At 64.0% G+C, this 21,721-nt stretch carries 26 protein-coding genes; 4 read left to right on the forward strand and 22 right to left on the reverse strand.

Annotated elements, in window-relative coordinates; translation table 11 throughout:
* Positions 1-2: 2 nt before the first annotated feature.
* The 13 genes from ACODS4_RS23325 to ACODS4_RS23385 all read right to left on the reverse strand — a co-directional run bounded on the left by ACODS4_RS23325 (position 3) and on the right by ACODS4_RS23385 (position 7,849).
* On the reverse strand, positions 3-161 hold the full coding sequence (locus ACODS4_RS23325; protein WP_488868065.1) for a hypothetical protein: 159 nt from the start codon (positions 159-161) through the stop codon (positions 3-5).
* Positions 158-547, reverse strand: a complete 390-nt coding sequence (locus ACODS4_RS23330) for a hypothetical protein (protein ID WP_488868066.1) — start codon at positions 545-547, stop codon at positions 158-160. The genes ACODS4_RS23325 and ACODS4_RS23330 overlap by 4 nt, the downstream gene beginning before the upstream one ends.
* A complete protein-coding gene (locus ACODS4_RS23335; protein WP_488868067.1) occupies positions 547-1,128 on the reverse strand; it encodes a hypothetical protein in 582 nt (193 codons plus the stop codon). Before ACODS4_RS23335 ends, ACODS4_RS23330 begins: the two co-directional genes overlap by 1 nt.
* A gap of 8 nt (positions 1,129-1,136) precedes the next feature.
* Positions 1,137-1,949 (reverse strand): DUF3164 family protein, encoded by an 813-nt coding sequence (locus tag ACODS4_RS23340; protein ID WP_488868068.1) that lies wholly within the window; start codon positions 1,947-1,949, stop codon positions 1,137-1,139.
* 3 nt (positions 1,950-1,952) lie between these two features.
* On the reverse strand, positions 1,953-2,141 hold the full coding sequence (locus ACODS4_RS23345; protein ID WP_488868069.1) for a hypothetical protein: 189 nt from the start codon (positions 2,139-2,141) through the stop codon (positions 1,953-1,955).
* On the reverse strand, positions 2,138-2,530 hold the full coding sequence (locus ACODS4_RS23350; RefSeq protein ID WP_488868070.1) for a hypothetical protein: 393 nt from the start codon (positions 2,528-2,530) through the stop codon (positions 2,138-2,140). Before ACODS4_RS23350 ends, ACODS4_RS23345 begins: the two co-directional genes overlap by 4 nt.
* The gene (locus ACODS4_RS23355) at positions 2,527-2,871 is read right to left on the reverse strand and encodes a hypothetical protein (RefSeq protein WP_488868071.1); all 345 of its coding nucleotides are present in this window, start codon (positions 2,869-2,871) and stop codon (positions 2,527-2,529) included. The genes ACODS4_RS23350 and ACODS4_RS23355 overlap by 4 nt, the downstream gene beginning before the upstream one ends.
* On the reverse strand, positions 2,868-3,218 hold the full coding sequence (locus tag ACODS4_RS23360) for a hypothetical protein (RefSeq protein ID WP_488868072.1): 351 nt from the start codon (positions 3,216-3,218) through the stop codon (positions 2,868-2,870). The genes ACODS4_RS23355 and ACODS4_RS23360 overlap by 4 nt, the downstream gene beginning before the upstream one ends.
* Positions 3,215-3,796 carry a hypothetical protein gene (locus ACODS4_RS23365; protein ID WP_488868073.1) on the reverse strand — a complete coding sequence of 194 codons (582 nt, stop codon included), beginning with the start codon at positions 3,794-3,796 and terminating at the stop codon, positions 3,215-3,217. Before ACODS4_RS23365 ends, ACODS4_RS23360 begins: the two co-directional genes overlap by 4 nt.
* Positions 3,793-4,557 (reverse strand): AAA family ATPase, encoded by a 765-nt coding sequence (locus tag ACODS4_RS23370; protein ID WP_488868074.1) that lies wholly within the window; start codon positions 4,555-4,557, stop codon positions 3,793-3,795. Before ACODS4_RS23370 ends, ACODS4_RS23365 begins: the two co-directional genes overlap by 4 nt.
* Positions 4,558-4,634: 77 nt before the next feature.
* A complete protein-coding gene (locus ACODS4_RS23375) occupies positions 4,635-6,800 on the reverse strand; it encodes a Mu transposase C-terminal domain-containing protein (RefSeq protein WP_488868075.1) in 2,166 nt (721 codons plus the stop codon).
* A 3-nt stretch (positions 6,801-6,803) separates the two neighbouring features.
* Positions 6,804-7,277: a hypothetical protein gene (locus ACODS4_RS23380; RefSeq protein ID WP_488868076.1), complete on the reverse strand. Its 474-nt coding sequence runs from the start codon at positions 7,275-7,277 to the stop codon at positions 6,804-6,806.
* A 257-nt stretch (positions 7,278-7,534) separates the two neighbouring features.
* Positions 7,535-7,849, reverse strand: coding sequence for a helix-turn-helix domain-containing protein (locus tag ACODS4_RS23385; protein ID WP_488868077.1), 315 nt, complete (start codon positions 7,847-7,849; stop codon positions 7,535-7,537).
* Positions 7,850-7,967: 118 nt separating this feature from the next.
* On the opposite strand from ACODS4_RS23385, the gene ACODS4_RS23390 reads away from it, so the two are divergent.
* Positions 7,968-8,519 carry a hypothetical protein gene (locus ACODS4_RS23390; protein WP_488868078.1) on the forward strand — a complete coding sequence of 184 codons (552 nt, stop codon included), beginning with the start codon at positions 7,968-7,970 and terminating at the stop codon, positions 8,517-8,519.
* A gap of 552 nt (positions 8,520-9,071) precedes the next feature.
* Positions 9,072-9,344: a hypothetical protein gene (locus tag ACODS4_RS23395; RefSeq protein WP_488868079.1), complete on the forward strand. Its 273-nt coding sequence runs from the start codon at positions 9,072-9,074 to the stop codon at positions 9,342-9,344.
* 137 nt (positions 9,345-9,481) lie between these two features.
* Here ACODS4_RS23395 and gcvA read toward each other — a convergent pair whose 3' ends face one another.
* On the reverse strand, positions 9,482-10,408 hold the full coding sequence (gene gcvA, locus ACODS4_RS23400) for a transcriptional regulator GcvA (protein WP_488868080.1): 927 nt from the start codon (positions 10,406-10,408) through the stop codon (positions 9,482-9,484).
* 138 nt (positions 10,409-10,546) lie between these two features.
* On the opposite strand from gcvA, the gene ACODS4_RS23405 reads away from it, so the two are divergent.
* A complete protein-coding gene (locus ACODS4_RS23405) occupies positions 10,547-11,299 on the forward strand; it encodes a TSUP family transporter (protein ID WP_488868081.1) in 753 nt (250 codons plus the stop codon).
* A 660-nt stretch (positions 11,300-11,959) separates the two neighbouring features.
* A complete protein-coding gene (locus tag ACODS4_RS23410; RefSeq protein WP_488868082.1) occupies positions 11,960-13,333 on the forward strand; it encodes a replication initiation protein in 1,374 nt (457 codons plus the stop codon).
* A gap of 60 nt (positions 13,334-13,393) precedes the next feature.
* On the opposite strand, the gene ACODS4_RS23415 is transcribed toward ACODS4_RS23410, so the two are convergent.
* The 8 genes from ACODS4_RS23415 to ACODS4_RS23450 form a co-directional block, all read right to left on the reverse strand.
* Positions 13,394-13,582 (reverse strand): hypothetical protein, encoded by a 189-nt coding sequence (locus ACODS4_RS23415; RefSeq protein WP_488868083.1) that lies wholly within the window; start codon positions 13,580-13,582, stop codon positions 13,394-13,396.
* Positions 13,557-15,134, reverse strand: coding sequence for an ATP-binding protein (locus ACODS4_RS23420; protein ID WP_488868084.1), 1,578 nt, complete (start codon positions 15,132-15,134; stop codon positions 13,557-13,559). The genes ACODS4_RS23415 and ACODS4_RS23420 overlap by 26 nt, the downstream gene beginning before the upstream one ends.
* A 356-nt stretch (positions 15,135-15,490) precedes the next feature.
* Positions 15,491-15,802, reverse strand: a complete 312-nt coding sequence (locus ACODS4_RS23425) for a HigA family addiction module antitoxin (protein ID WP_488868085.1) — start codon at positions 15,800-15,802, stop codon at positions 15,491-15,493.
* The gene (locus ACODS4_RS23430) at positions 15,802-16,080 is read right to left on the reverse strand and encodes a type II toxin-antitoxin system RelE/ParE family toxin (RefSeq protein ID WP_488868086.1); all 279 of its coding nucleotides are present in this window, start codon (positions 16,078-16,080) and stop codon (positions 15,802-15,804) included. Before ACODS4_RS23430 ends, ACODS4_RS23425 begins: the two co-directional genes overlap by 1 nt.
* A gap of 74 nt (positions 16,081-16,154) precedes the next feature.
* Positions 16,155-16,922, reverse strand: a complete 768-nt coding sequence (locus ACODS4_RS23435) for a hypothetical protein (protein ID WP_488868087.1) — start codon at positions 16,920-16,922, stop codon at positions 16,155-16,157.
* A gap of 149 nt (positions 16,923-17,071) precedes the next feature.
* Positions 17,072-17,497, reverse strand: coding sequence for a DUF350 domain-containing protein (locus tag ACODS4_RS23440; RefSeq protein WP_488868088.1), 426 nt, complete (start codon positions 17,495-17,497; stop codon positions 17,072-17,074).
* A gap of 16 nt (positions 17,498-17,513) precedes the next feature.
* Complete coding sequence (locus tag ACODS4_RS23445) at positions 17,514-19,460, reverse strand: DUF2491 family protein (protein WP_488868089.1); 1,947 nt, start codon at positions 19,458-19,460, stop codon at positions 17,514-17,516.
* 41 nt (positions 19,461-19,501) lie between these two features.
* Complete coding sequence (locus ACODS4_RS23450; protein ID WP_488868090.1) at positions 19,502-21,547, reverse strand: NAD(+) synthase; 2,046 nt, start codon at positions 21,545-21,547, stop codon at positions 19,502-19,504.
* Positions 21,548-21,721 lie beyond the last annotated feature (174 nt).

The following is a 21,721-nucleotide window of genomic DNA, read 5'->3' on the forward strand; positions in this document are numbered from 1 at the left end:
CGTCAGTCCCCCTTTTGCGCGCAAGCCCGCAAGGCCGCCGCCAACCGCTGGCAGAATTCGATCAGCACTCGCTCGTTGTGGGTCAGCAGCGACTTTTGCGGGTCGGGCAGTTCGTCGGCTTCGGCAAGCAAAGCCGGGATGTCGGAATGAGGGTTGCTCATGCGGACCCCTCCGGCGGCTGACCAAACCTTGCGTCAGCAAAGGTTGAATTCGGTGCGGGTTTCCCCGCCGCCACAGCGTCACGAGCGGCGGCATCAATCGAAGCGGCCTGCGCCAACATGCAGGCCGCCCCGGCGATGAACTCCGAACGGGCCGACTGGATTTGATGAGCGGTGTCCAGCGACCGATTGAACGCGCGGAACAGCCCTTCCTGTGCGGCTTCGGTGCGCCGGGCCAGCCCCGCGCGGTCAATGCCATGGTATTCGGATGCCAGGATGACGCCGACGTCGGCCAGCAGCTTTTCCAGCGCCATCCAAGCGGCGTCACTCAGCCAAAGTCCTGTGGATTGCGGGATCTCAACGACAAGGGAAGGTTTGGGCTTCGCCATCAGACGGCGCTCCTCTTTTGGACGGCGACAATGGCCTTGGCCACGTCGGCGACGGTGTTGTTGCTGGCGATGACCAGAGACACGCCCCAGCGCAGCCGGATGTTGGCTTCCAGGGCGTCCATGGTCGGGGCGACCAGAACGGCGCTGACCAGCATCCGGGGCGTGACGGCGGCGATGGCCGCCTCGCCGGTGCGGCCCATCAACTCGCCGATGGTCTGGCGGAGCCAATGCATGACTTCGCTTTCCAGCGACGGCGAGGCGCTCCGTTCGGCCTCGCTGGCGTCGAGCGCGACGACCAAGGCGATGGCCGTGGCCGCCAGCCGGATCGCGTAGCGGCGAGCCGCCGGGTTGGGCGGCTGGGCGAACAGCAGCGACCGCAGGTCATCGACCTCACGTTCGGCGTCGATCACCAAGGTGCGCGACGCCGTGGGGTTGGCGGACGACGTCGCCGGGATCGCGCTTGCGACTTCCGACAGCAGGGCGGCCAGGGCGTGGCCGGATGAGCCGTCAAGCGCCTGTGGGTAATGGACCAACTCGACCTGGATCGTCAGGCCATCGGTTACGGCTTCGGTGTGATCCATGGCGCGCCTCACACACTGGCCAGATCGAGCGGGATTTGGACGTATTTGCCGTCCGGCGCGCGCTGGTAGACCCGCAGGTATTGGGCCTTGCCCGCCACCTCCAAGGCGTCGTCAATCGCGGCCATGGCCGCCTTCCACAGATGATGGTCGATGACCAGACGCTTGAGCCGCACCAGCTCGGCGACACGGACCCCGTCCTGATCGCCCAGCCCGAAAGCCGCGTTGATGAGGGCGCGGACCTCGTCGCCCGCGTCGGCGTCGGCCAACCAATCGTTCAGCGCCGTCTTGGCCGTCACGATGTTGGCGTTGACCGCCAGCCGTTCCTGAACCGCGATCTGAACCTTGAAGGCCCGGTCGTAACTGACGAAGGAGACATTTCCGGCCTTGCCGCCCGCCTTCACGCCATGAGCCGACGCCAGGGTGTCGATCAGCGCCTGCGCTTCGGCGAACGAGAGCGCTTTGAGCCGCGCCAGAGTCATGGACGTTGACAGAGCGGCGGTGACGACGGTGCGGACGAAGTCATCCTCCAAAAAGCGATGGGGCTTGACCATGCTTTCCAGCGTCAAAGTCTCGTCTTCGTCGCGCCAGTACACCTTGCCATTCAACACCTCGACGCTGGGCTTGGCGGCGGGCAACCCGGCCAGCGCCGCCAAGGCGGCGTCGGTGGCGGCGATCTCCTGCTCAGACAGCATGACCGCATGACGCCCGTGACGGCGGACGATGCTCAACATCGCGTGCAGATGCTTGGCTAGCGTCGGCGCGCCCGACGGCAGGGGGATCAACGGCACCTGGAACGGTAAAACGGATGATTGATCGGGCATGGCTTACCTCTTGGGGGAACGGGTGGTGACGGTCCCGCCGACGGCGAGACGCAGAGGGTTGAGCGCGACCGGCGGGACCGCCGGGCGGGTGAAGATCGGAAAGCGGTCGGCGGTCGCCGGGTCCGGCGGGCGGCGGGGCGATGACAGCCCGAACGCGCCGAACAGGGCGGCCTGGATGGCGGCGGCGCTCATGGGCCACCGACGATGCGGGTTGGCGACAGCGGCCCGGTGGGGCGGTGACGGCCCGTCAGGAACAGAACCGCGTGGGCCAACAGCAGCATTTGGCTGGTGACGCTGGCGTGGGTGGTGACGCCGCCCGCCACCAGCCGGGCGACGTGGATGGCCGCGTCAACCGACACCGGCGGCTCAACGCACAGCCAGTGACCATCCGTCGCCGGGGCGATGGTTGCGGTGGACAGATCGCCCGTGCAGGGATCGGCCAGCAGGCAGGTGTAGCGCCCGTCTGAGTGGTTGCGGATCGTCACCACGCGACGCGTGATGACATATCCAGCGGCCTGTCCGTCGGCGGGGATGTCGATCTCCACCAACGCGTCGGGCTGCGGCAGGACGCGGGCGGTCACGCGGCGTCTCCGCCTTGAGCGCCAGCCACACCCGGATTTCGGGCAAGCTCGCGGGCCGCAGTGGCGTTTTCGCGGAGCACCGTCACCAGCCCAGCCAACTCATCGGCGGTGTAGGGCTGATAGGGGCGAGCGACCGCCCTGCCTTGGACGGCTTCAGCCCGCTGGCCCAACCGGACGCCGCGCCGAAAATCCAACATGCGGAGCATGCGGCCAAGTTCAGCCATGCGACCGGCCAGAGCGGCGGTTTGCGCCGGGGCCTGTTGGGTCACAACCATTGATGCGATTTGGTCGGCGAGCGCGTCGAATGTGTTCGCGACCGAATTTGGCGCGATGTGGGTCATGGCTTCCTCCGCTGACAGGTTCGGCAAGCGTTTCTAAGCAGGCCGCCGAGAAGGGATCGGTTGCGGGTCGCCGCCTCCCGCTCTCTGGCGCAGCGCGCGTCGTCGATCTCGCCAAGGACCGGGCAAGGGGCGACCACGCCGAGTTTCTCGACCACCGCCTGTTCGATCCGCCCCAGCCCCGCGCCGTAGCGGGCGGATATGACCAGCGAGATGGCGGTCTTGCCGTAGCCGATGGCGGCTCCGGCGGCGGCCAAGCCGGATCGGTCGGCCAATTCGGCCAGAGCGATCACAAAGGACGGCGGCGCGCCGTTCCAAGCGCTGTTGGCTTTGGTCAGGTGCGCGGTCATTCGGACACCATCACGGCTAGCGCGCCCGTGTTGGGATCCCAGACACTTTTGTTGCGCAACACCTGTGGAGCGTCGGGGCCAGTGTTCATCGACGCGACCAAGCGGAAGCGGCCTTCCACGGGCTTGCTGCGCCCAACCGGCGCGACCAAGACTTCCAGATAGCCATAGCGGCGCAGCGCGTTGACATACTGGAGCGCGCCGCTTTCGCCGACGCGGGTTAGCGAGGCCAATTCACGCACCGTAAACCCACCGCGCAACGGCTTAAAAGCAGCCCACATGCGTTCAGCTGGCGTGGGCATCGGATCAATGTTGCCCCGTGAGAACCGGGGACAGCGGCGCCCGACGTCCCGGACCAACTGGTAAAGCGCACCCGTCTTCCCTCGGCGGCGCGGTTCAAGAACCGTCAACAGCCCTGCGCGGTAGGCGTTCTGGACAAAATTCGCCGCAAACCGCAGGTTCGGCACGTCAAGGTCGGCCAGCCGGAATGTTTTCAAACGGCGGATCTCGGCCCATACGATGCGCGCGCTGACCAGTCGTTGCGTTTTGACGGATCCAACCAGCTTGGCAGGTTTCGTCATGCGAACCGCCGAACGGCTGGCGCCGCGCCGGTGTTGATCCGCTGCCCCTCATACGCGGCGCAGTCGATGCTTTTCAGACCTTCGCCCGCCGCGAAGGCGGCGATGGCCACCAGGTTGACGGCCACACGTCCGGTCGAGCTGTAGGTCTGTTCCAACAGGCGGGACAGAAGGTCATCAGCGACCGTCACGCGGGGGCAGTAGAGCGCGGCCAACTGGCGCGCGTCATCCATGTCGCAGGGTTCGGCCTGCACGAAGTCGAGAATGCGGCGGTGGAACCGCTCGTAACGTTGCAGTTTCTGCGGCAAGCCCTCTTCGCCGATCAGCACGATGGACGCGGTGCCGGGGGCAGCCATGTCGTGCAGCGCCCGCACCTTGTCGATCATGTCCTTTTTCGCCAGATGGTCGGCTTCGTCGATAATCAGCGGGCGGCGGCTGGTCTCCAGCTCTTCGGAGATTTTTCCCGCCAGCTCGTTGTTGGTGGCGTGTGGGGGCAAGGCCAGCCCCATCGCGTCAACGATGGCGCGCAGCATGGCGCGTGGCGTCCAAAAATCGTTCGCCTCCACATAATAGGCCATGTGGTCCGACGCGCCGACCCAAGCGGCGGCGCGGCTCTTGCCATCGCCGGAGCGGCCATGGAAGACGCCAAGACCGGGCACGTCCGGGCTGCGGCCCTTCAGTTTCAAAACAAGTTCTTCCAACAGCGTCAGATTGCGCAGCGGGGCGAACGAGGCGGACTTGCGGGATCGGGTGATTTTCGGCATGGTCTGGTCTTCTCAGTTCGTTTTGGTTTGGACGGCTCGCGCGCCCCACGCGCGGGCCGTTCGTTTTTGCAGGCCGGTCATTCGACCGCCCGGATAAACCCGGCCTTCCGCGCCGCGTCGTTCTTGCGGGCGCGATACCAAGCGGCGGTTTCGATGGTGTGGAGCCAGTCGAGATCCTCGGCGCTTACCTCCGCGTCGGCGGCGATCCGCGCCTCGATGTCCTGCGCGCGCCTCCACCAGCGATCTTCGGGCTTTTCCACCGTCGCCACCGGCGCGGCGATCCTTCGGGCGATGTCCGCCGCGCGCGCCGCTTCGCGGTCGTCGCGCGGGCGAGGCGGCGTGGGCAAGGCCGCGCGGGCGGCGTCCTGCGCGGCGATCAGACCGGCGTACGGTTGGACGGTGGACGGCGGCGGCGCGGCGCTGGGCAAGGCTGTGACGCTGGCCGTCGGCTTGCCGATCAGGGCGTCGGCCAAATCCTGTGGCCGGAACTTTGTTTTTGCGGCGCGGACCGCCGCCCTCCCTGCGGCGATGAGCCGCTTTTGCAGTTCGACCGCTTCGGCAGCCAGCGCCGCGCGCGACAGACCCGCGCGTTCCGGGTTTTCCGCAATGCACAGGAAGGCGAAGGGGTCGGCGTGGTAGACCCACACGCGGCCCATGTCTTCGGGGTCGAGCCGCACATCAAAACGGTCGCCGGTGCCGATGTAAGGGATCAGGTCCGGCGCCCAGAATTCCGCGCCCTCCACCCGGATGCCCTTTTTGCCGACCGTGCGGGTGCCGCCATCCGGGGCAGGCATCAACAGCAGGTCAAGCTGGCGCTCATCAACCAGCCGGGCTTCGCGACCAGCGCAGGCTTCCGCCAGGGCGAAGGGGGTGCGGTCGCCCAAGCCCTCATGCGGGCTGTGCTGGTAGACGTTGCCCACCCACTCATCGGCCAAGGCTTGCAGTTCCGGGCCGGTCAGGCGGGCCTTGAAAACGTCGGCGTCAGCTTCGCCCATGCGCGCCGCGAAAGTTTCACGCGACCGGATCGCCTGACGGGCGGCGACGTTGTGGCCGGTGTAGCCGGGCAGCAGCGGCATGAACCCATGCTGGACCGTGCCTATGGCGCGTTCGACATGCGGCTTTTGCTCGGGGCAGTAGGGCGTGCAGGTCGGATGCCGCGCGCCAAGCAGGAAATAGGCGCGTTCGGCTTCACGGCTGACGAAATCCGACCCGTTGTCCGTCTTGACCGCCTCCGGCATGCCCCAGGCCAGGATAGCGCGGCGGATCAGCAGCAGGACCGCCGAGGTTCGCGGAACCTTCGTGACCAAAACCATGATGCGACGGGTGTAAACGTCCACCACGACATAGATCGAATGGCGACCGTCGGTCAGCAGACAGTCGGACGGGCTGGCGTCGATCTCCCACAACTGGTTGGGCCGTTCGATCCCTTCGGACGCCGATCCCACCGCCGCGCGGTGCTTGTTCTTCCAATCATCCGGGTTGGTCAGCGCCAGATGCAGTTGACGGTTTTGCTTCTTCCAAGCGGCCCAAACATCCATCAGACGGCGTTCGCTGGGCATTGGTCGGCTGGTGCCGTCAAACAGCTCCACATCGTCGCCGAAGCGCTGGACCAACAGGCGGCGGACTTGGTGCATGGACAGATGCGGATTTTCCACCAGCACCGCGACCAAATACCCCCGGATGTCCTTCGCCGCGCTGTCCAAAACGCCCGTTCCAAGTCGGTTGCCGTAGCGTCCGGCCAGTCGCGCCGCGTCTCCGGCATCGCGAGCCTTCGCCCAACGCTCCAACGACGACATGCTGATGGTGGGGGACGCCGCGCGGCACCAATCCGGCACGTCGATCTGGCGGGCGTTGTAGAAACCGACGAATTTGTGACGGGCAGGCGTCAAGGCGTCGCCGCTGGCGCTGTGGAAACGGTCGAAAGCGGCCAGGATCGCCAGCTTGTGGTCTTGGCGCAGTTGCGCGTCCGTGCTGATCGGCAGGGCCGGAACCGTGGGTTTCGCCGTCGCGGTGGGCAAAGCCGGAACCGTCGCCGTGGACGCCGCGCGGCGGCCCAGCTCAAGACGGGCGATCTCGGGCAGCGCTGAGACGTGGTATTCCCTGCCGCCGCCTTGATCTTGACGAGGGCGACTTGGCCCCCATTGCTCGCGCGCGGCCCTTTTTTGGAAGCCTTGCTTGCTGCCGGGAACGCCGGGCAACCCCATGTCGGCCCATTCCGCCGCTGAATGCCAGTCGTCGCCCATGCGTCACCCCTGGATGCGCGCGGTCAACGCCGGACGCATGTGCATGTAGGCGCGCACCATCGCATCGCCCGAAGCCAACATCTTTGCGGCCTCAATCGAATCAATGCGGCTGTCAGAAAAGGCCACCGCAAACTCACGAAACAGCCCAGACGTGTGTTGCGCCACCAATCCAACATCCTGTGGGATCGCTTCGTCGGACGGGTCAATTTCGATTGGCAGCAGGGTGCAGCCCGCTTCCACCGCAAGCCATTCTGTGACGAAAGCGTGACCGCAGGACCGCTCCAGAGCCGCGACGATGTCGGCGGGCATATGGGTGTTCGCGTCGTCATCACTGTCGTTGGAGTATCGGAAAAGCTGTGACCGACTGACCCGCGCCAGCTCCGACGCCCGGACAACACCGCCACAGCGCTCGATCAATTCCGCGACCGCCGCCTTCAGGCTGCCAGGGCGGCGAGGCTTATAGGGAGATTTAGCCATGTCTGTTCCCGTTGTGCGTGTGTTTGTTGCTTTGAGACCGTGCGTCCCAACAAGACTGAGGAGGATCGAATGAAGCTGGGACCGAATGTTTTCGAGGCAGCGGCGAAGCGGCATCTTGTGATCGTTCTGGCCAGCTTGTCGGTCTCTGTTCAGGCCGTGGGTGGCCCCTTCTCCGTTGCTTTGGTTGATGTTGCCGCCGCCCATCTTGGCTGGGCTGAGGCGTCAGCCGCCGTCGGTCGGCTTTACGGTCGGCGCTCTCAAGCGGCGACCTGCGTCACCCCTCTTGTCTGACGCAGGCGGCGGCCCGTTTTGTCGTAACGATCCGGGAACAACTCATGCAGTGACCGCCCAAGCTTTGCAGCGATGGCGGCCTCCCAGCGTTGCGACCCCATGCGCAGCGCCAACGCACCGGCTTGCCGTGAGCAATTCAGTTCCAGGGCTATGGCCGCCAAGCTGCTGCCTGCCAACTTCAACTCGCCGATGATCCACTGCGCGCGCCGCGCCGCGTCGTTGGGAATGGGGATGGGGATGGGGTGAGGATTGGCTCTCATGCTTGTCTCGTCAATTTCCATGGATATTGTCTTACCCAGAAAAGTTATTGGCTTCAAGGAAAACTTTCGATCTGGAAACAGTTGCCGGTTCGGTTGAACCTTGGCCAGTGGGTCGCCACGAAAATACTAAGGAAAATCAATGGAAAATCCGAGCCAGGGCCAAGGGGGCAAACTGGAACCCCGCGTTTCCGGTTCGGTTGATGAACTGGCAACCCGCATAGATATGGTGGTCCGCCTCTATGACACGAAAACTATGGCGGCAAAGACGGCGGGCATTACACCCGAGCAGCTCACACGGCAGCTGAAAGCGCTGAACCGACCGTTTTTGGACACCGTCGCGCGGTTATGCGCTCCGAAGGGCGTGTCATTGGATTGGCTCGCCACGGGCCAGGGCGCCATGCTGGTGAAAGAGCGGAACGCCATCGCGTCCGGTGGCGGCGGGTCTCTCGATGAAGCCCTGTTGGCGAACTTGGTTGAGGGGCTGGAACGGTATTTGGCGGCCAAGGACTTGCTGCCCATGCCGCAGCAAAAAGCTCGCATGACGGTGGTGTTTTACCGGATCCTGTCGCGCTGGCGGGAACAGCTCGCCGAATCAGGCGCAGACATGCCGATGCACCTGCGCGAAGCCGGTCATCCGGTCGATATCGCCGCTCACCCGATCTTGTCTGAAATCGTCAGCTTGATCGACTGACTTGGCCGATGGCGGCGTGGCCGCATTGCGGGCATAGGTGGCGCGTTTGCGCAACATTGCTACGATGCCGCGCAGCACTCTTGCAAATCCACTTTTATCAATGGCACAATTCTCGCTCCGCACAACCTATCGGCATACGTAAGTATGCTGATAGAAGAGCGGGGCCGGGACTGGTAATCCCGGTCGCGGGTATGGGCACACCCGTTTGAGAAGCAACATCAAGGGTCTCTCGATGAGGCCCCTCCCCCAGCTCTTGCCGCGCGGCAGGGGATGGATAGCACGGAGTGTGCCAATGTATTCTTACCCGCCGGCCATCAAACCGCCCGAGGCCGACGAACTGATCGCCATCTTGCGCAGCCTGTCGGCGGATCGTGTGCGGCGACAGGATTTGTCATGTCATACAGTGGTATGCGCGTGGAAAGCCCATCGCATGGCGGCTCAGAATGATTACCACCGAACCTATCCACCAGCCCATGAAGCGAAAGTGGTCTCCTAAAATCCGCTCGCCAATTTTCGCAACTTGCAAAACAAATTTCCAAAATGGGAACCAACATGACACAGGAAAATCAAGAAGTTGTGCGCTATCCTTCAATTTCATCTTGGTTCTTAAGAATAATTGGGGTCGTTCTTTTTCTATCTGGAATTGCTACCATTCTTCTTGTACCCGGCGGCGTCGCAGATGGGAGCATGATCTTTATAGGTGGGGTTGTGCTGTTTGGCCTCGGCAGCCTGTGCGCTGGCCTGCGGGACGTGGTCTACGAACTGCGCCTGATCCGCCAATCGCCATCAAACCATTCCGCGAATCAGGGCGATGCAGGCCAATGACGCATGGTTTGACGTCGGGTGCGAGACAACGGCCAAACACTCAGCGTTTGCAAGGTGTCCGTCCCGCCAAATCCCCGATAATCCCACCAAATCCCACCGTTTCCACTACGTCAGACCATGGTTCTCTTCACACGCGCTCAAACAGGTGCGCTACCGCACGGCGTTGCCGTTGGGGCATTTGCCGGGGTGACGCGCTCCCCAGCGGCGAGGGCGAACAGCCAGTCGCGGAAGGCGGCGAAGCCCGCCGCCTCGCGGCGGGAGCCGCGATAGACCAGATACCACGCGTGTTGCATCGGCACCGCCAGCGGAAAGGGAACGGCCAGCCGTCCCGCCGCGATGTCGTCCATGATGTAGGGCTGCGGGGCCAAGGCCACCCCCACCCCGTCGATGGCCGCCTGCAAGGTCATCGCGTAGCTGCCGAAGGACAGGCCGTTGGTGTCGGGCGGCCCGACCCCGGCGGCGTTCAACCAAAAGGGCCAATCAGCGGGCCAATGGCTGACGTGCAGCAGGGTGGCGTGGCGCAGATCCGCCGGGTCGCGCAGGCTTCGCGCCAGCGGCGGCGCGCAGACCGGCTGCATGGTGGACGAAAACAAATGCTCGGCCTCATGGCCCGGCCAATGGCCGTCGCCCAACAAAACCGCGCAGGTCCATTCCTCGCTCATCGGCGCGCCGCCGCCGCCGGTGGCGATCCGCACCTCGATGTCGGGGTGGGCCATGTGGAAGCGCGCCAGGCGGGGAATCAACCAGCGGACGGCGAAGCTCGCCCCCAACCCGACGGTCAACACCGGCCCGGAGCGCATCGCAGAGACCTGATCGATCTTGCGGGCGACGCTGTCGAAGGCCTCGGTCAGCGTCGGGCGCAGCGCCCGCCCGCGTTCGGTCAGGGTCAAGGCGTTGGCCCGCCGTTCAAACAAGGGAAAGCCCATCCGCTCCTCCAACAGCTTGACCATGCGGCTGACAGCGGCCTGCGAGACGTGCAGTTCGTTGGCGGCGCCGGTGAAGCTGCCATGACGCGCGGCGGCCTCGAAGGCGCGCAGACCGTTCAACGAGGGCAGTTTCCGCATCGGCGATCCTTACTTGACCCCAATTTTTCCTGAGGCTGAGCATTGAACAATGCCGTTTGTTCCGCAAGCCCGTCCCATGCGATGAGTGGGAAACAGACGCTGATTCTGATCCATCCTTACGCCGTTTGAGAGGTCGCCATGCTGACGCTTCCACTGATGATGGGGCTTGGCCTCACCGTGCTTGTGACCTCGTTTTTGTCGGGCCTGTTCGGCATGGCGGGCGGCATGGTGCTGATGGGCCTGTTGCTGATCCTGCTGCCGGTGCCGTCGGCCATGCTGCTGCACGGAATCACGCAATTCACCTCCAACGGTTGGCGGGCGTGGCTGTGGCGCAAGCATGTGGAGTGGCGGATCGTCGGGCGCTTTTCCGGTGGAGCGGCGGTCGCCGGTGGTCTGTTCGCCCTGTTTGGCGCGGTTCCAGACCGGGGCGTGTCGTTGTTGATCCTGGGTTTGACGCCCTTTCTGGCCTTGGCCGTGCCGCAACGCTGGGCGTTGGACGCGCAAAAGCCTGCGCATGGTTGGTTGGCGGGCTTTTTCTGCATGGGGATTCAGTTGGTCGCCGGGATTTCCGGCCCGTTGCTGGACGTCTTTTTTGTCCGTTCGGCCATGACCCGTCAAAACGTGGTGGCGACCAAGGCGACGACCCAAGTGTTTGGCCATGCCGTCAAGGTCGCTTACTTCGCCCCGATGGTGGCGAAGTTGCCCGGTGAAGCGGTGGAAAGCGTGGTGATCGTGTTGTCGATCGCTATGGCCTTGCTTGGCACCAACCTGTCGCGTCGGGTTCTGGATCGGATGAGCGACGCTCAATTTCGCCGGTGGAGCCGCTATCTGGTGATGGGAACCGCCAGCGTCTATCTCAGCCAAGGGGTGTTTCTGTTGGCCCTTCATTGATTGGGGTGGAGTCGGATCCTTACTCCTTGGGGGATGTTGGCGGTGTGCGGTTGATGTGCGTCTGAATCGCCCCCAAGGGGTAAGGATGAATCCGTTTCATTCCTTACCGCTCGGGGGCCTTGTGTGTCTTGAAGGGCTTGATGGTAGGGTGTTGGCGACTCGGGAATCCACGATGGACTCAATCCTTACCCCTTGGGGGCGAAATCGTGCTGTTTTGCGCCCCCAGGAAGTAAGGATTGTGGGAGGATCGGGATGGGATTGGTTTTCCAACGGGTTCCATCCCCTGATTTCCCCCAAGGAGTAAGGGAGGAATCGCCCGATTCGCGGCCTGAGCAGCCAATCGGACGCTTTTCCAGCCACCCATGACCCGTTTTGCGGCGCTGTTTGCGCCATCCGCTTTCACGGCCCGGAGTCTGTTCCAGTTCTAAAAGGATTCATGGCGTGAAAAGCCCAAGGGAATCCACGAGTCGGGGCGAATCTTCCTTACCCCTTGGGGGAATGGACCTTACGGCTTGGGGGCGGTTCCCCCACGCCCCAGGGCGTAAGGGTGTTTCCCCCAAGCGGTAAGGGTGGGGAGGATTTGCGTGGCCAACCCTTTCCTTACTTGTTTTTGATGTAAGGATTGATCTAGCCTCCGGTGATCGCGGCGGAGGATGTCACATGGCGGGGACGGGACGCAGGAAGGCGCGCGGCGCGGTGGGGAGCGACGCTCCGCCGTCGGGCGACCTTGCCGTTCTTGGCCCCCAGGATCTGGTCGGCGGCGGGGCGATCATTGACGGAACGGTGGATGGCGCTCCGCCGTCCGCCATCGCGCTGCCGGTCCCCAGCCTGGCGGTTTTACCGCCCGAGGAGGCGCCGACAAACGCCGGACTGACCGCGCGGGTGGCGAGCGCGACGTTCGAGCGGGACGGCTACAAGCATCTCATCAAGGCGGCGGAGGCGGTTTACAGCTACCCGGCCAACGGCACGCGGCTGTCGCTTCCGGCGCAGAAGATGTTGAATTTCATGATTCATCTGGCGGGCAGCCAGAATTTCGCCAACAAGCTCTACCGGCTGCCCAAACGGGTGGTGCGCGGCAACCACAAGGGCAACGAGCGGATTTTCGACGCGCTGAAGGAGATTTTCGACTCCAGCCTCGTCGTCATCGGCCCCTTTCGCGGGCGGCGGTCGCGCGCCGAACTGCGCATCCTCAGCAGCTACGTCCGACCGGAGGAGGAGGAAGACAGCGACGCCGCCGACATCCATTTCCAATTCACCGACGCCTTTTTGGAGATCCAACGCTCCTCCCAGCTTTGGGCCAAGCTGTCGGGGCCGGCGATGGTCAAAGTCACCAGCACCTACGCGCTGAAGCTCTACGAGATCGGGATGCAGCGCTACCAGATGGATTTCCCCTCGCTGGAACTCGACATCGACACGCTGCGCAAGCTGCTGAACGTGCCGGAGGGCGCCTACAAGGATTTCGGCATCCTGCGCACCCGCACCATCGACCGCGCCATCGCCGAGGTGAACCAGTTGGCCCCCTTCCGGGTGACGATGCCCGACGACAAGATGAAGCGGAAGGGCCGCAAGGTGGAGGCGGTGACGCTCGATTTCCTCGCCAAGGACGAGGAGGAGGCCGCCGAAACCTATCTGGAGCGCGAACGCCACAGCGCCGGACGCCGCGCCCGCCGCATCGGCTCCGTCGATCAGGTGGCCCCCGTCGGCCCGGTGGAGACGGGTCTTGCCGATCTCGGCCCCCTGCCCGACGCCGACGACGTCAGCGCCCTGTGGGCGGCGGTGCTGCACGCCCTGAAGGGCAAGGTTCCCGCCCCGCTGCTGAGCGAGTTGACGCCGGACCGGGTCGAGGACACGCCCCAGGGCGGGCGGCGGCTGGTTCTGACGGTGCGCAAGGCGGCGGTGGCCGACACCGCGCGGATGAATCATTGGCCGACCTTCAAATCGGCCCTGTCGTCGCTGACCAGCGGCTTGATCGAAGACGTCGACTTCACCGTTTCCACCCGCCGCGCGGCGAAGGATACCGCCCCCAAGGCGTAAGGATGGGGGGAAAGGGATCTTTGCGTGTTTCACAAGCCCACGCGGTGGGTTTGGTAGGAATCAAGAAGTCCCGGAAGTCACTCCGGGGCTTTGCCGTCTTCGGCCTTGGTACCAGCCTTCGGCTTCAGCTTCGTGCCGTAACTTGTTTTCAAAGGCGGCCTCATCTTCGTCGCGACCGAGTTCGCGGGCGGTATCCATGAAGTGTTGGTGCTGATTATCCGTGTTAAAGTTTTTTGTCAGTTTTTCCATATGGTTTCCTGAGATAGTATTTGGCATTCGGGTCTCGATCTTTTGATGAAACAAAGTCAATAATTCCTCGATCCACTAAATCTTTCATCTTCTTTTTTGCCGTGTGCCAGCGCGTCGTCTTCATGATGCGGAGCGCATCGCTAGAGTTCATTGAGCCATTGTCGATGATAAAATTTATAATTTTTCTGTCATCGTTATCTAGAGAAAGCGCGATTGCCTCACCTAATATCTTATAGGCCTCGCTGTCCAGCGAGTTTGTCCTATTAGCAATATCATTTCTAAGAACAGCGCGAACGGCAGTTCCGCCATGCGTTTCCTGAAAGAACTCGGGAGCTGGCAAGTTTGCTTCTGCCATCTCCTTTCTGATGCGTTTGGTACCTTCATTCACACAACGCACTTCTCCGTATTCTCGTAGAACGAGCATCAAGAAGGGATTGCGCGGATCGTGTCTTTCATAAATATTCTTCGAATTAACTTGCGGCATAAATCCACCTGGACTCTCTACTACAAATCTATCGTCGAACATCTTAACGAATACAGGAGAGTTTTTATTATGATATGAGCGGTGAGCACAAGCATTCACAATTAATTCATACCATGCATCAGAAGGATATTCTAAAACGGAATGAAATTTCCCATTCCTGTACTCAGTAAATTCTCGTAAATTTGCATCAACAACAGTTGCAGCACCCTTGATTATATCAAGAACGCTACCAGAAATAATCCGGTCTTTTACGACGTTATAATTCTTCCCGGTGCCTTCTTCCACTCCAGCATATCGGAGAAAATGAATGTAACATCCAGGAAATACCAGTTGTGGATCTTTAGAAAATAGTAGAGCGCAGGCATTGTTTGGAAAAAATGCGCCATCGCGCCGCCGTCCAAGATGCATCACCTCTAGAATTTGCTCATCGCTTGTTTCCTCTGATCCATCTCTCCGCTCTCGCACAATTCTTGCGAATCGGCGAATTTCATCAATCCGAAACTCGTCAGGATACGGAAGTCCGCAAAATTCTAGCTCGAATGCGCGCTCACCTTTATCGATACGGATCTCTTGCTTTTGATGCTCTTTCAGTTCTTTGCACTCATGCCCTCGGCGTATATAGGCGCTTCCATCAGTAAGTTCTAAAAGTCTATCTTCTATGTAGACAATCCTAAGAAGAATGATGAAGTCATCTTCGCCTTTCTTGTTCTTCACTGCGAGGCGACGGGTACGGAACTTGGCTGATGGGCATCGATTCGCACCAGCAGACTCAAGCTCCTGGAGGCGACTCTCTGGCAGATGCTTACACCCCTCGATCTCCCGGTTATTGGCCACGCCAATAGCAATGACGCCGCCATCGATAGATGGCCCGTTGCCGAACGCGGATAGGCAGATGGCCAAAGCTCGTGGATCTTCGCGGCACGACTTCCTGTCGTACCGGTCATCCTCGGTAAGCCTGTTGAACAGGGTGTAGTCGTCCGTCTCGTATATTTGGTCTGGCTTCAGCAACGCATCGATGGATGGCCGCTCGAACAGGTCAAACAGAGAAAGCTGGTGCCCCTTTTCCACCGATCATCTCCCAATGTAGCAATTTTCGTAAAGCTCGACTCCCGTCGACTATTAGCAAAATTGCTCAGATGTTACGCGTTAGGCGATCGATAGGTTAGCCGCTTGCCCATGGCGCCGTCCAGCATGGCGGCGGTACGCTCCATGTCGTTGATGATTCGCTCGTTATAGCGGAAATCGAATTCGGTCGGATAACGGTGTAGGCGCCTCTTGCGCACACCCTTCATCCTACCTTTGAAGATGCTGACGCGGCTTTTAATCATGTTGGTATGGAGGACGGCACCACGACTACGCCCGATGCTATGGCAGCGCCCTGCTACGCGCGGTGAGCGCCCCCCAAGGAGTAAGGATCGCCCTGGTCAGGCGGCGTTGAGGGTGGGAATGTCGGTGAGTTCGTCGCTCAACTCGCGGGCGAGACGGTCCAGGTCATGGCGGGTTTGCAGGTTCACCCACAATTCGGGACCGTTGCCGCAGAGCTTGCCCAACCGCAGGGCCATGGCGGGCGTCACCGGCGCCTCTTCGCGCAAAATGGCGTGCAGGGTCTGGCGAGAGACTTTCAGCAGCTTGGCGATGTCCGACACCGGACGGCCCAACGCGGGGAGAATGTCCTCGCGCAGCAGCTCGCCGGGGTGCATGGCGGGGAGGCCCCGCGTGATGGGAGCGTCGCTCATCAGTGGTAATCCTCCAAATCGACGTCGATGGCGTCCACGCCGTCCCAGCCGAAGGTGACGCGCCAATTGGCCGTCACGCGCACCGACCAACGACGCTCCCCTTCCAGGCTGTGATAATAAAAGCCGGGAAGGTTCATGTCCTCCGGTTTTCCCGCCGCGTCGAGCGCCCGGAGAACGCGGCTGACGCGGGCGATGGCGGCTCCCTGAACCGGGAGCTTGCCGGAATGGCCCGTTTCAAAGAAATGCCGAAGCGGCTTGTTTCGGAGGGTACGAACCATGTGTGTAAGGTATTGCCTTACACACATGGCGTCAAGGGGGAGGGAAAAAGCGATCCGTTGGAAACGTGCGACGCTCAGCCCTTGGCCTTCAGCGCGGCCAGACGGTCGGACAGGCTGGTCGCGGCGGGTTTGCCGGACGCGGCGGCCATGGCGGCGGCGATGTTGGGATCGTCCTTTTCCGGGGCGGTCGGGGTCAGCAGCTTGGCCTTGGCGTTGGCGGCCTCGGCCGACGCCAGATCCTTGGCGGCGCTGTCCTGCATCGCCTTCAGGGCGACGGTCAGGCCGCTGGTGGTGCTGGCCAGACCGGCGGCGCGGCGGGCGGCTTCGGCCTGACGCTCGGCCATGTCGCGCTGCTGTTCGGCGCGGCCCATGTCGCGCTGCGCGCGCACCAGCTCGGCGCGGGCCGATTTCAGCTTCGACCCGGCGTCGGCGTAGCTCTTTTCCAGCATTTCCAGGAATTGCAGGGCGTCCACCGCGTCCTTGGTCTCGCGTTCGATGTCGGGGGCCATCTCTTCCAGCATGGCGACGATGGTCTCCAGGCTTTTGCCCAGCGCCGCTTGGCGGGCCGGGTCGCTTTCGCCCTCCAACTGGCGTTGCAGATGCTCGGCGGCGGCCATGCGCTGGGCCGACAGGGTCTTGATTTCGTCGGCCTCGCGCTGCTCGCGGTCATAGACGGCGCGGGCCTCGGCGACCTGACGGCCCAGATCGTCGAGATGCTGCTCCATCGTCCGCAACTCCGCCTCGGTCGCGGATTTGGGATCCCAACGCACCAGCGCCTCCACGGCGCCCTGCACGGCCTGGTCGGTCTTTACGCCAAGAAGGTTGCGGATGAAGGAGAGCATGGGTCTTTTCTTCCTGTCGAACGGGTTGGCGAACGGTTCATTGGGCGCGCCGTCATCAGCGCGTCCAGGCACAGATGGTGTGGGGGCATGGCGCTGTACAGACCCCTGCCCTTACCTCTTGGGGGCATTTTTTTGCCCCCCGCGCACAATCACCCGGCCATGGCGGCGGCGTTGATGAGGGCGACGCCGATCTGGATGCCGACCAGCGCGGTGGCCGAGGCGACGTTGCCGCCCTCGATCTGGCCGCGCAGGTCACGGATCAGCAGGGTGGCGACGGCGAAGGCGACCAATTGCAGGATCACCGCCACCACGCCCCACAGGATGATGTCGAGGATGACCGTGCTGGTCGCCAGCGTCGCCGCCAGCGGAATGGCGAGCGCGACGATGGAGCCGCCCAGCGTCAGCCCGCCCGCCGGGTTGCCGTCGGCCACCAGCCGGGCTTCGTCGAACGGGGTGATGCGGGTGTAGACGGCGACCCCGGCGACCAGCAGCGCCAGCGTCACGGCCATTTGCAGCAGCAGAACCGGCAGGCCGGCGCCAAGCGCGGAGAGGATCGAACCGAACAGATTTTCCATGGTGCCGCCACTCGACTCAGGACAGGGAAAGGGAAGCGGGGTTGACGTCGATTCCGGCGGCGATCTCGACCGAGGCCGCGCCGTTCCGCTCCACCACCGCCACCAGGATGTATTCCCGCTCCGGCGCGGGGGACGGCGCGCCGGTGGGGGCGCCATACAGCATGGCGTGGCTGGTCAGCGTTTCGGTTCCGCGCAGGGTCTGCAAGGATTCCGCCAGGATGAAGGGGGCGATCCGCGCCGATCCCGGCGACCAGACGCGGGGGTAGAGCTTCCCGTCCTTGGTCTGGAACTCCGGCCAGCCGACCATCCCCTCAGCCTCGTCCAACCAGAAGGACCATTCGTCCTCGTTCGCCGGGGCGACGCTGTCGATGGGGGTGAAATAGCGGCATTCGTCGGGCTGCCCGTCGGGGCCGAGATGGATTTGGAAAAAGCCGCCGCCGGGCAGACGCAGCCGGTGCACCGTGGCGTTGCCCGACGTCACCGTGCCAACCCCGTCGATGGAGACCAGACGGTCGCCGCCGGTGTGCGGGGCCTGGACCTTGGTGACGCCCTCCGCCAGCAGGAAGGGGGCGGGGTCGATGGTGACGGCCATGCCCAGCCGGAACAGCGAGGGGCTGTAACGCTGGCCGGACAGCTTCTGGTTCACGTAATTGCCGAGCGTTCCGAACAGGCGCACGTCGGAGCCTCCCTTGTTGGTGGTGGCGCTGGATGCGGCGGGTTGACCGGGTTTGGCGCCGTCCATCCGCCGACGGGCGCGCCACAGCAGGAACAGGATCGCCACGCCCAGCAGCAGGATGGACCACCAGACGACGCTGGACATGCCGGATTTGGCCGCCGCCTTGCCGTCGGCGTCGCCCGCGCCTGCCGCGTTGTCGCCGCCGCTGTCGGCGTGGGCCAGGCTGAGCGGAACGTCGGGCGGCAGCCGTCCGGCCTCGCGCGGGGTTCCTTCCTGCGCCTTCAGGCTCTGGTCGAGTTGGGCCAGCTTGGCGCGCAGGTCGGCGTTGTCCTTGGCCATGCGGTCGGCCTCGGCCCGCCATTCGCGGTAGCCGGGATCGTTGGCCTGATCGTGGAAGAAGGAGGCGTGGCTCGGCTTGGTCAGCGTGTCGAGCATGAACCACAGGAACAGCCCGTCCCAAATCCCGAACCGCCGGGGCGCCGCCACGCTGTAAGGCGGCGGCGTCCAGCCATAGGCGTTGTAGGGGTTCTGGTAAGGGGCCGGGGCCGGACGGGTGGAGGGCGTGCGGCTGGATCCGCCACCCCATCCCCAATTCCACGAGCCGCTCGAATTGTTGCTCGCCGAGCCGCTGTTGGCGACGGGGGCCGGGGCGGCGGATGGCGGCGGGGCCTTTTTCGCGTCCTGCTGGGCCTTGTAACGGTTCAGCGCGTCGGCGGATCCCTGCTGGCTCAGGGCGCGGTCGCCCGCTGAGAGCGGCGCGGCGGGCGCGGCGAGGCTTGGGCTGGCGCCGGGGCGGACGTAGCCGCCGCTCGACGCGCCGCCGCTGGTCGAGGGCGTGCGCGGAGCCGACGGCTTGCTGTAGCCGCCGCTGCCGCTGGACGACCCGCTGGATGAGGGGCGGCTGGTCGAGGGGGTGCGAACCGAGGACGACGAACTGGATGGCCGCGAATAACCGCCCGACGACCGTGAGGAGGAGGGCGAACGCGCCCAGGCGTCGCCCGGCGCGGCGACCGTCACGCTGGCCGCAGCCGCGCCCAACAGCAGGGACGGCGGCGGCAGGCTGGCGGGATTCAACGCCAGCAGCGCCGCCATGGCGAGCGCGCGCCAGCGACGCCCGGTCATGCCGTTCCCCGCCGGGAGCGCGCCGCCCGGACGGTCGTTCGTTGAGAGGCCCACAGCGCCGTCATGCCCGCCCTTCGCTCCACCCACCGCCGGAATGTTGGGGCCACCATGCCAGAAGGCCGCTCGCATGGCGAGCGATTCGCCCGATTCTGTCAAACTTGTCATCGTTTTACGGTCACGAAACCGGCGGTGGGCCAGGGTTTTGGTCACTCCGCCGGAACCTCGCGCTCCAGCTCCTCCAGCCAGATCCGGGCGTTGCCGTCGGACGGCGCGCGCCAGTCGCCGCGCGGCGACAGGGAGCCGCCCGCCGACACCTTTGGCCCGTTCGGCATGGCCGAGCGCTTGAACTGGCTAAAGCCGAAGAAGCGGCGCAGGAACACGCGCAGCCAATCGCGAATCTCCGCCGGGGAATAGCCGCGCCGCTTGTCCAGCGGGTAGCCGGTCGGCCAATCCCCCGCCGCCGCGTCGCCCCAGGCGTGGCGGGCGAGAAAGGCGATTTTCGACGGGCGGAAACCGTGGCGCAGCACGTAATACAGGGTGAAATCCTGCAAATCATACGGCCCGACCACGGATTCGGAGCTTTGGATCGTCTGCCCGGCCTGCACCGGCACCAGTTCGGGGGAAATTTCCGTCTTCAGGATGGCGTCCAGCGTCTCCAGCACCGGGTCGGGGAACTGACGCCCGCCGATCACCCAGCGGATCAAATGCTGAATCAGCGTCTTCGGCACCCCGGCGTTGACGTTGTAGTGCGACATCTGATCGCCGACGCCGTAGGTGCACCAGCCCAAGGCCAACTCCGACAGGTCGCCGGTTCCCAGCACGATTCCGTTGTGGTGGTTGGCCAGCCGGAACAGGTAATCGGTGCGCAAGCCCGCCTGCACATTTTCAAAGGTCACGTCATAAACCGCCTCGCCGCGCGCGAAGGGGTGCTCCATGTCGGCCAGCATCTGGCGGGCGGCGGGGCGGATGTCCAACTCCCGCCCGGTGACGCCCAGCGCGTCCATCAGCCGGATGGCGTTGGTCTTGGTGCCGTCGCTGGTGCCGAAGCCCGGCATGGTGTAGGCGAGAATCCCGTTGCGCGGCAGCCCCAGCCGGTCCATGGCGCGGGCGGCGACGATCAGGGCGTGGGTGGAATCCAGCCCGCCCGACACGCCGATGACCAGCCGCTCGACCTTCGCCGCGCGCAGCCGCTGGACCAGCCCGGCCACCTGGATGTTGTAGGCCTCGTAGCAATCCTGCTCCAGCCGTTCGGCGTTGGCGGGGACGAAGGGGAAACGCGGCACCACCCGGCGCAGGCCGACGTCGCCGCGCGGCGGCTCCAGCCGGAAGGCCACCCGGCGGAATCCGTCGGTCGCGGCCCCGTGCAGGCGGCGGTTGTCGTCGAAGCTGCCTTGGCGCAGCCGCTCCTGCCGCAGCAGATCCAGGTCGATGTCGGCGACCGCCATCTGGTCGCCGTCGGGAAAACGCTCGCTCTCCGCCAGAACCGCGCCGTTTTCAAAGATCGACGCCTGCCCGTCCCAGGCCAGATCCGTGGTCGATTCCCCCACCCCGGCGGAGGCGTAGAGATAGGCGGCCAGACAGCGCGCCGATTGCGATTGGCTGAGCAACCGCCGGGTGTCGGCCTTGCCGATGGTGATGTTGCTGGCCGACAGGTTGGTCAGCACCGTGGCCCCGGCCAAGGCCGCCACGCCGCTGGGCGGCATCGCGACCCAGACATCTTCGCAGATCTCGGTGTGGACGATCAGGCCGGGGACGTCCGTCGCCTCGAACAGCAGGTCGGGGCCGAAGGGCGCGGTCAGGCCGCCGACCCGGACGCTTCCCCCCGCCATCCCCTCGCCCGAGGCGAAATGGCGGCGTTCATAAAACTCCCGGTAATTCGGCAGATGGATTTTCGGCACGACGCCCAGCAGCCGCCCGCGATGGATGGCGACCGCCGTGTTGTACAGCCGCCCCTCATGCAGAAGCGGCGCGCCGACCAGCAGCAGCGGCAGCAGATCCGCCGATTGGGCGACCAGACGCTCAATCGCCTGGACCACCGCGTCGATCAACGGATCCTGCATCAGCAGATCGTCGATGGCGTAGCCCGACACCGACAATTCGGGGAACAGGGCGACCGCCACCCCCTGATCGTGGCAGGCGCGCGCCGTCGCCAGAATCGCGTCGGCGTTCGCCTGCGGATCGGCGAGCGCGCAGCGCGTCGTGCAGGCGGCCACCCGCGCGAAACCATGCCGATAGATGGAGGTGAAGCTCATGACCCTGCCCCGACAATCCTGCCCTTGCGTCGCGGCCAGCATAGCAGGATTTTTTCCAGATCGGACAAAGCAGCTTTTCCGCGCCGCATCATGCGCATTCTTGCACAACCGATGCGCAAAGTTTCCTGTCGATACCCACAGGCGCGATGGCGCACATGAAGGCCAACATCATCC

The sequence above is a fragment of the Azospirillum sp. FG154 genome, from assembly GCF_057809575.1.

Coding starts and splice junctions, on each gene's coding strand:
- ACODS4_RS23430 (WP_488868086.1), bottom strand. CDS start 16,080: ATGGTTCGTACCCTCCGAAACAAGCCGCTTCGGCATTTCTTTGAAACG.
- ACODS4_RS23425 (WP_488868085.1), bottom strand. CDS start 15,802: ATGAGCGACGCTCCCATCACGCGGGGCCTCCCCGCCATGCACCCCGGC.
- ACODS4_RS23340 (WP_488868068.1), bottom strand. CDS start 1,949: ATGCCCGATCAATCATCCGTTTTACCGTTCCAGGTGCCGTTGATCCCC.
- ACODS4_RS23390 (WP_488868078.1), top strand. CDS start 7,968: ATGGAAAATCCGAGCCAGGGCCAAGGGGGCAAACTGGAACCCCGCGTT.
- ACODS4_RS23380 (WP_488868076.1), bottom strand. CDS start 7,277: ATGGCTAAATCTCCCTATAAGCCTCGCCGCCCTGGCAGCCTGAAGGCG.
- ACODS4_RS23325 (WP_488868065.1), bottom strand. CDS start 161: ATGAGCAACCCTCATTCCGACATCCCGGCTTTGCTTGCCGAAGCCGAC.
- ACODS4_RS23345 (WP_488868069.1), bottom strand. CDS start 2,141: ATGAGCGCCGCCGCCATCCAGGCCGCCCTGTTCGGCGCGTTCGGGCTG.
- ACODS4_RS23440 (WP_488868088.1), bottom strand. CDS start 17,497: ATGGAAAATCTGTTCGGTTCGATCCTCTCCGCGCTTGGCGCCGGCCTG.
- ACODS4_RS23370 (WP_488868074.1), bottom strand. CDS start 4,557: ATGCCGAAAATCACCCGATCCCGCAAGTCCGCCTCGTTCGCCCCGCTG.
- ACODS4_RS23330 (WP_488868066.1), bottom strand. CDS start 547: ATGGCGAAGCCCAAACCTTCCCTTGTCGTTGAGATCCCGCAATCCACA.
- ACODS4_RS23335 (WP_488868067.1), bottom strand. CDS start 1,128: ATGGATCACACCGAAGCCGTAACCGATGGCCTGACGATCCAGGTCGAG.
- ACODS4_RS23360 (WP_488868072.1), bottom strand. CDS start 3,218: ATGACCGCGCACCTGACCAAAGCCAACAGCGCTTGGAACGGCGCGCCG.
- ACODS4_RS23410 (WP_488868082.1), top strand. CDS start 11,960: ATGGCGGGGACGGGACGCAGGAAGGCGCGCGGCGCGGTGGGGAGCGAC.
- gcvA (WP_488868080.1), bottom strand. CDS start 10,408: ATGCGGAAACTGCCCTCGTTGAACGGTCTGCGCGCCTTCGAGGCCGCC.
- ACODS4_RS23415 (WP_488868083.1), bottom strand. CDS start 13,582: ATGGAAAAACTGACAAAAAACTTTAACACGGATAATCAGCACCAACAC.
- ACODS4_RS23435 (WP_488868087.1), bottom strand. CDS start 16,922: ATGCTCTCCTTCATCCGCAACCTTCTTGGCGTAAAGACCGACCAGGCC.
- ACODS4_RS23395 (WP_488868079.1), top strand. CDS start 9,072: ATGACACAGGAAAATCAAGAAGTTGTGCGCTATCCTTCAATTTCATCT.
- ACODS4_RS23405 (WP_488868081.1), top strand. CDS start 10,547: ATGCTGACGCTTCCACTGATGATGGGGCTTGGCCTCACCGTGCTTGTG.
- ACODS4_RS23365 (WP_488868073.1), bottom strand. CDS start 3,796: ATGACGAAACCTGCCAAGCTGGTTGGATCCGTCAAAACGCAACGACTG.
- ACODS4_RS23375 (WP_488868075.1), bottom strand. CDS start 6,800: ATGGGCGACGACTGGCATTCAGCGGCGGAATGGGCCGACATGGGGTTG.
- ACODS4_RS23385 (WP_488868077.1), bottom strand. CDS start 7,849: ATGGAAATTGACGAGACAAGCATGAGAGCCAATCCTCACCCCATCCCC.
- ACODS4_RS23450 (WP_488868090.1), bottom strand. CDS start 21,547: ATGAGCTTCACCTCCATCTATCGGCATGGTTTCGCGCGGGTGGCCGCC.
- ACODS4_RS23355 (WP_488868071.1), bottom strand. CDS start 2,871: ATGACCCACATCGCGCCAAATTCGGTCGCGAACACATTCGACGCGCTC.
- ACODS4_RS23445 (WP_488868089.1), bottom strand. CDS start 19,460: ATGACAAGTTTGACAGAATCGGGCGAATCGCTCGCCATGCGAGCGGCC.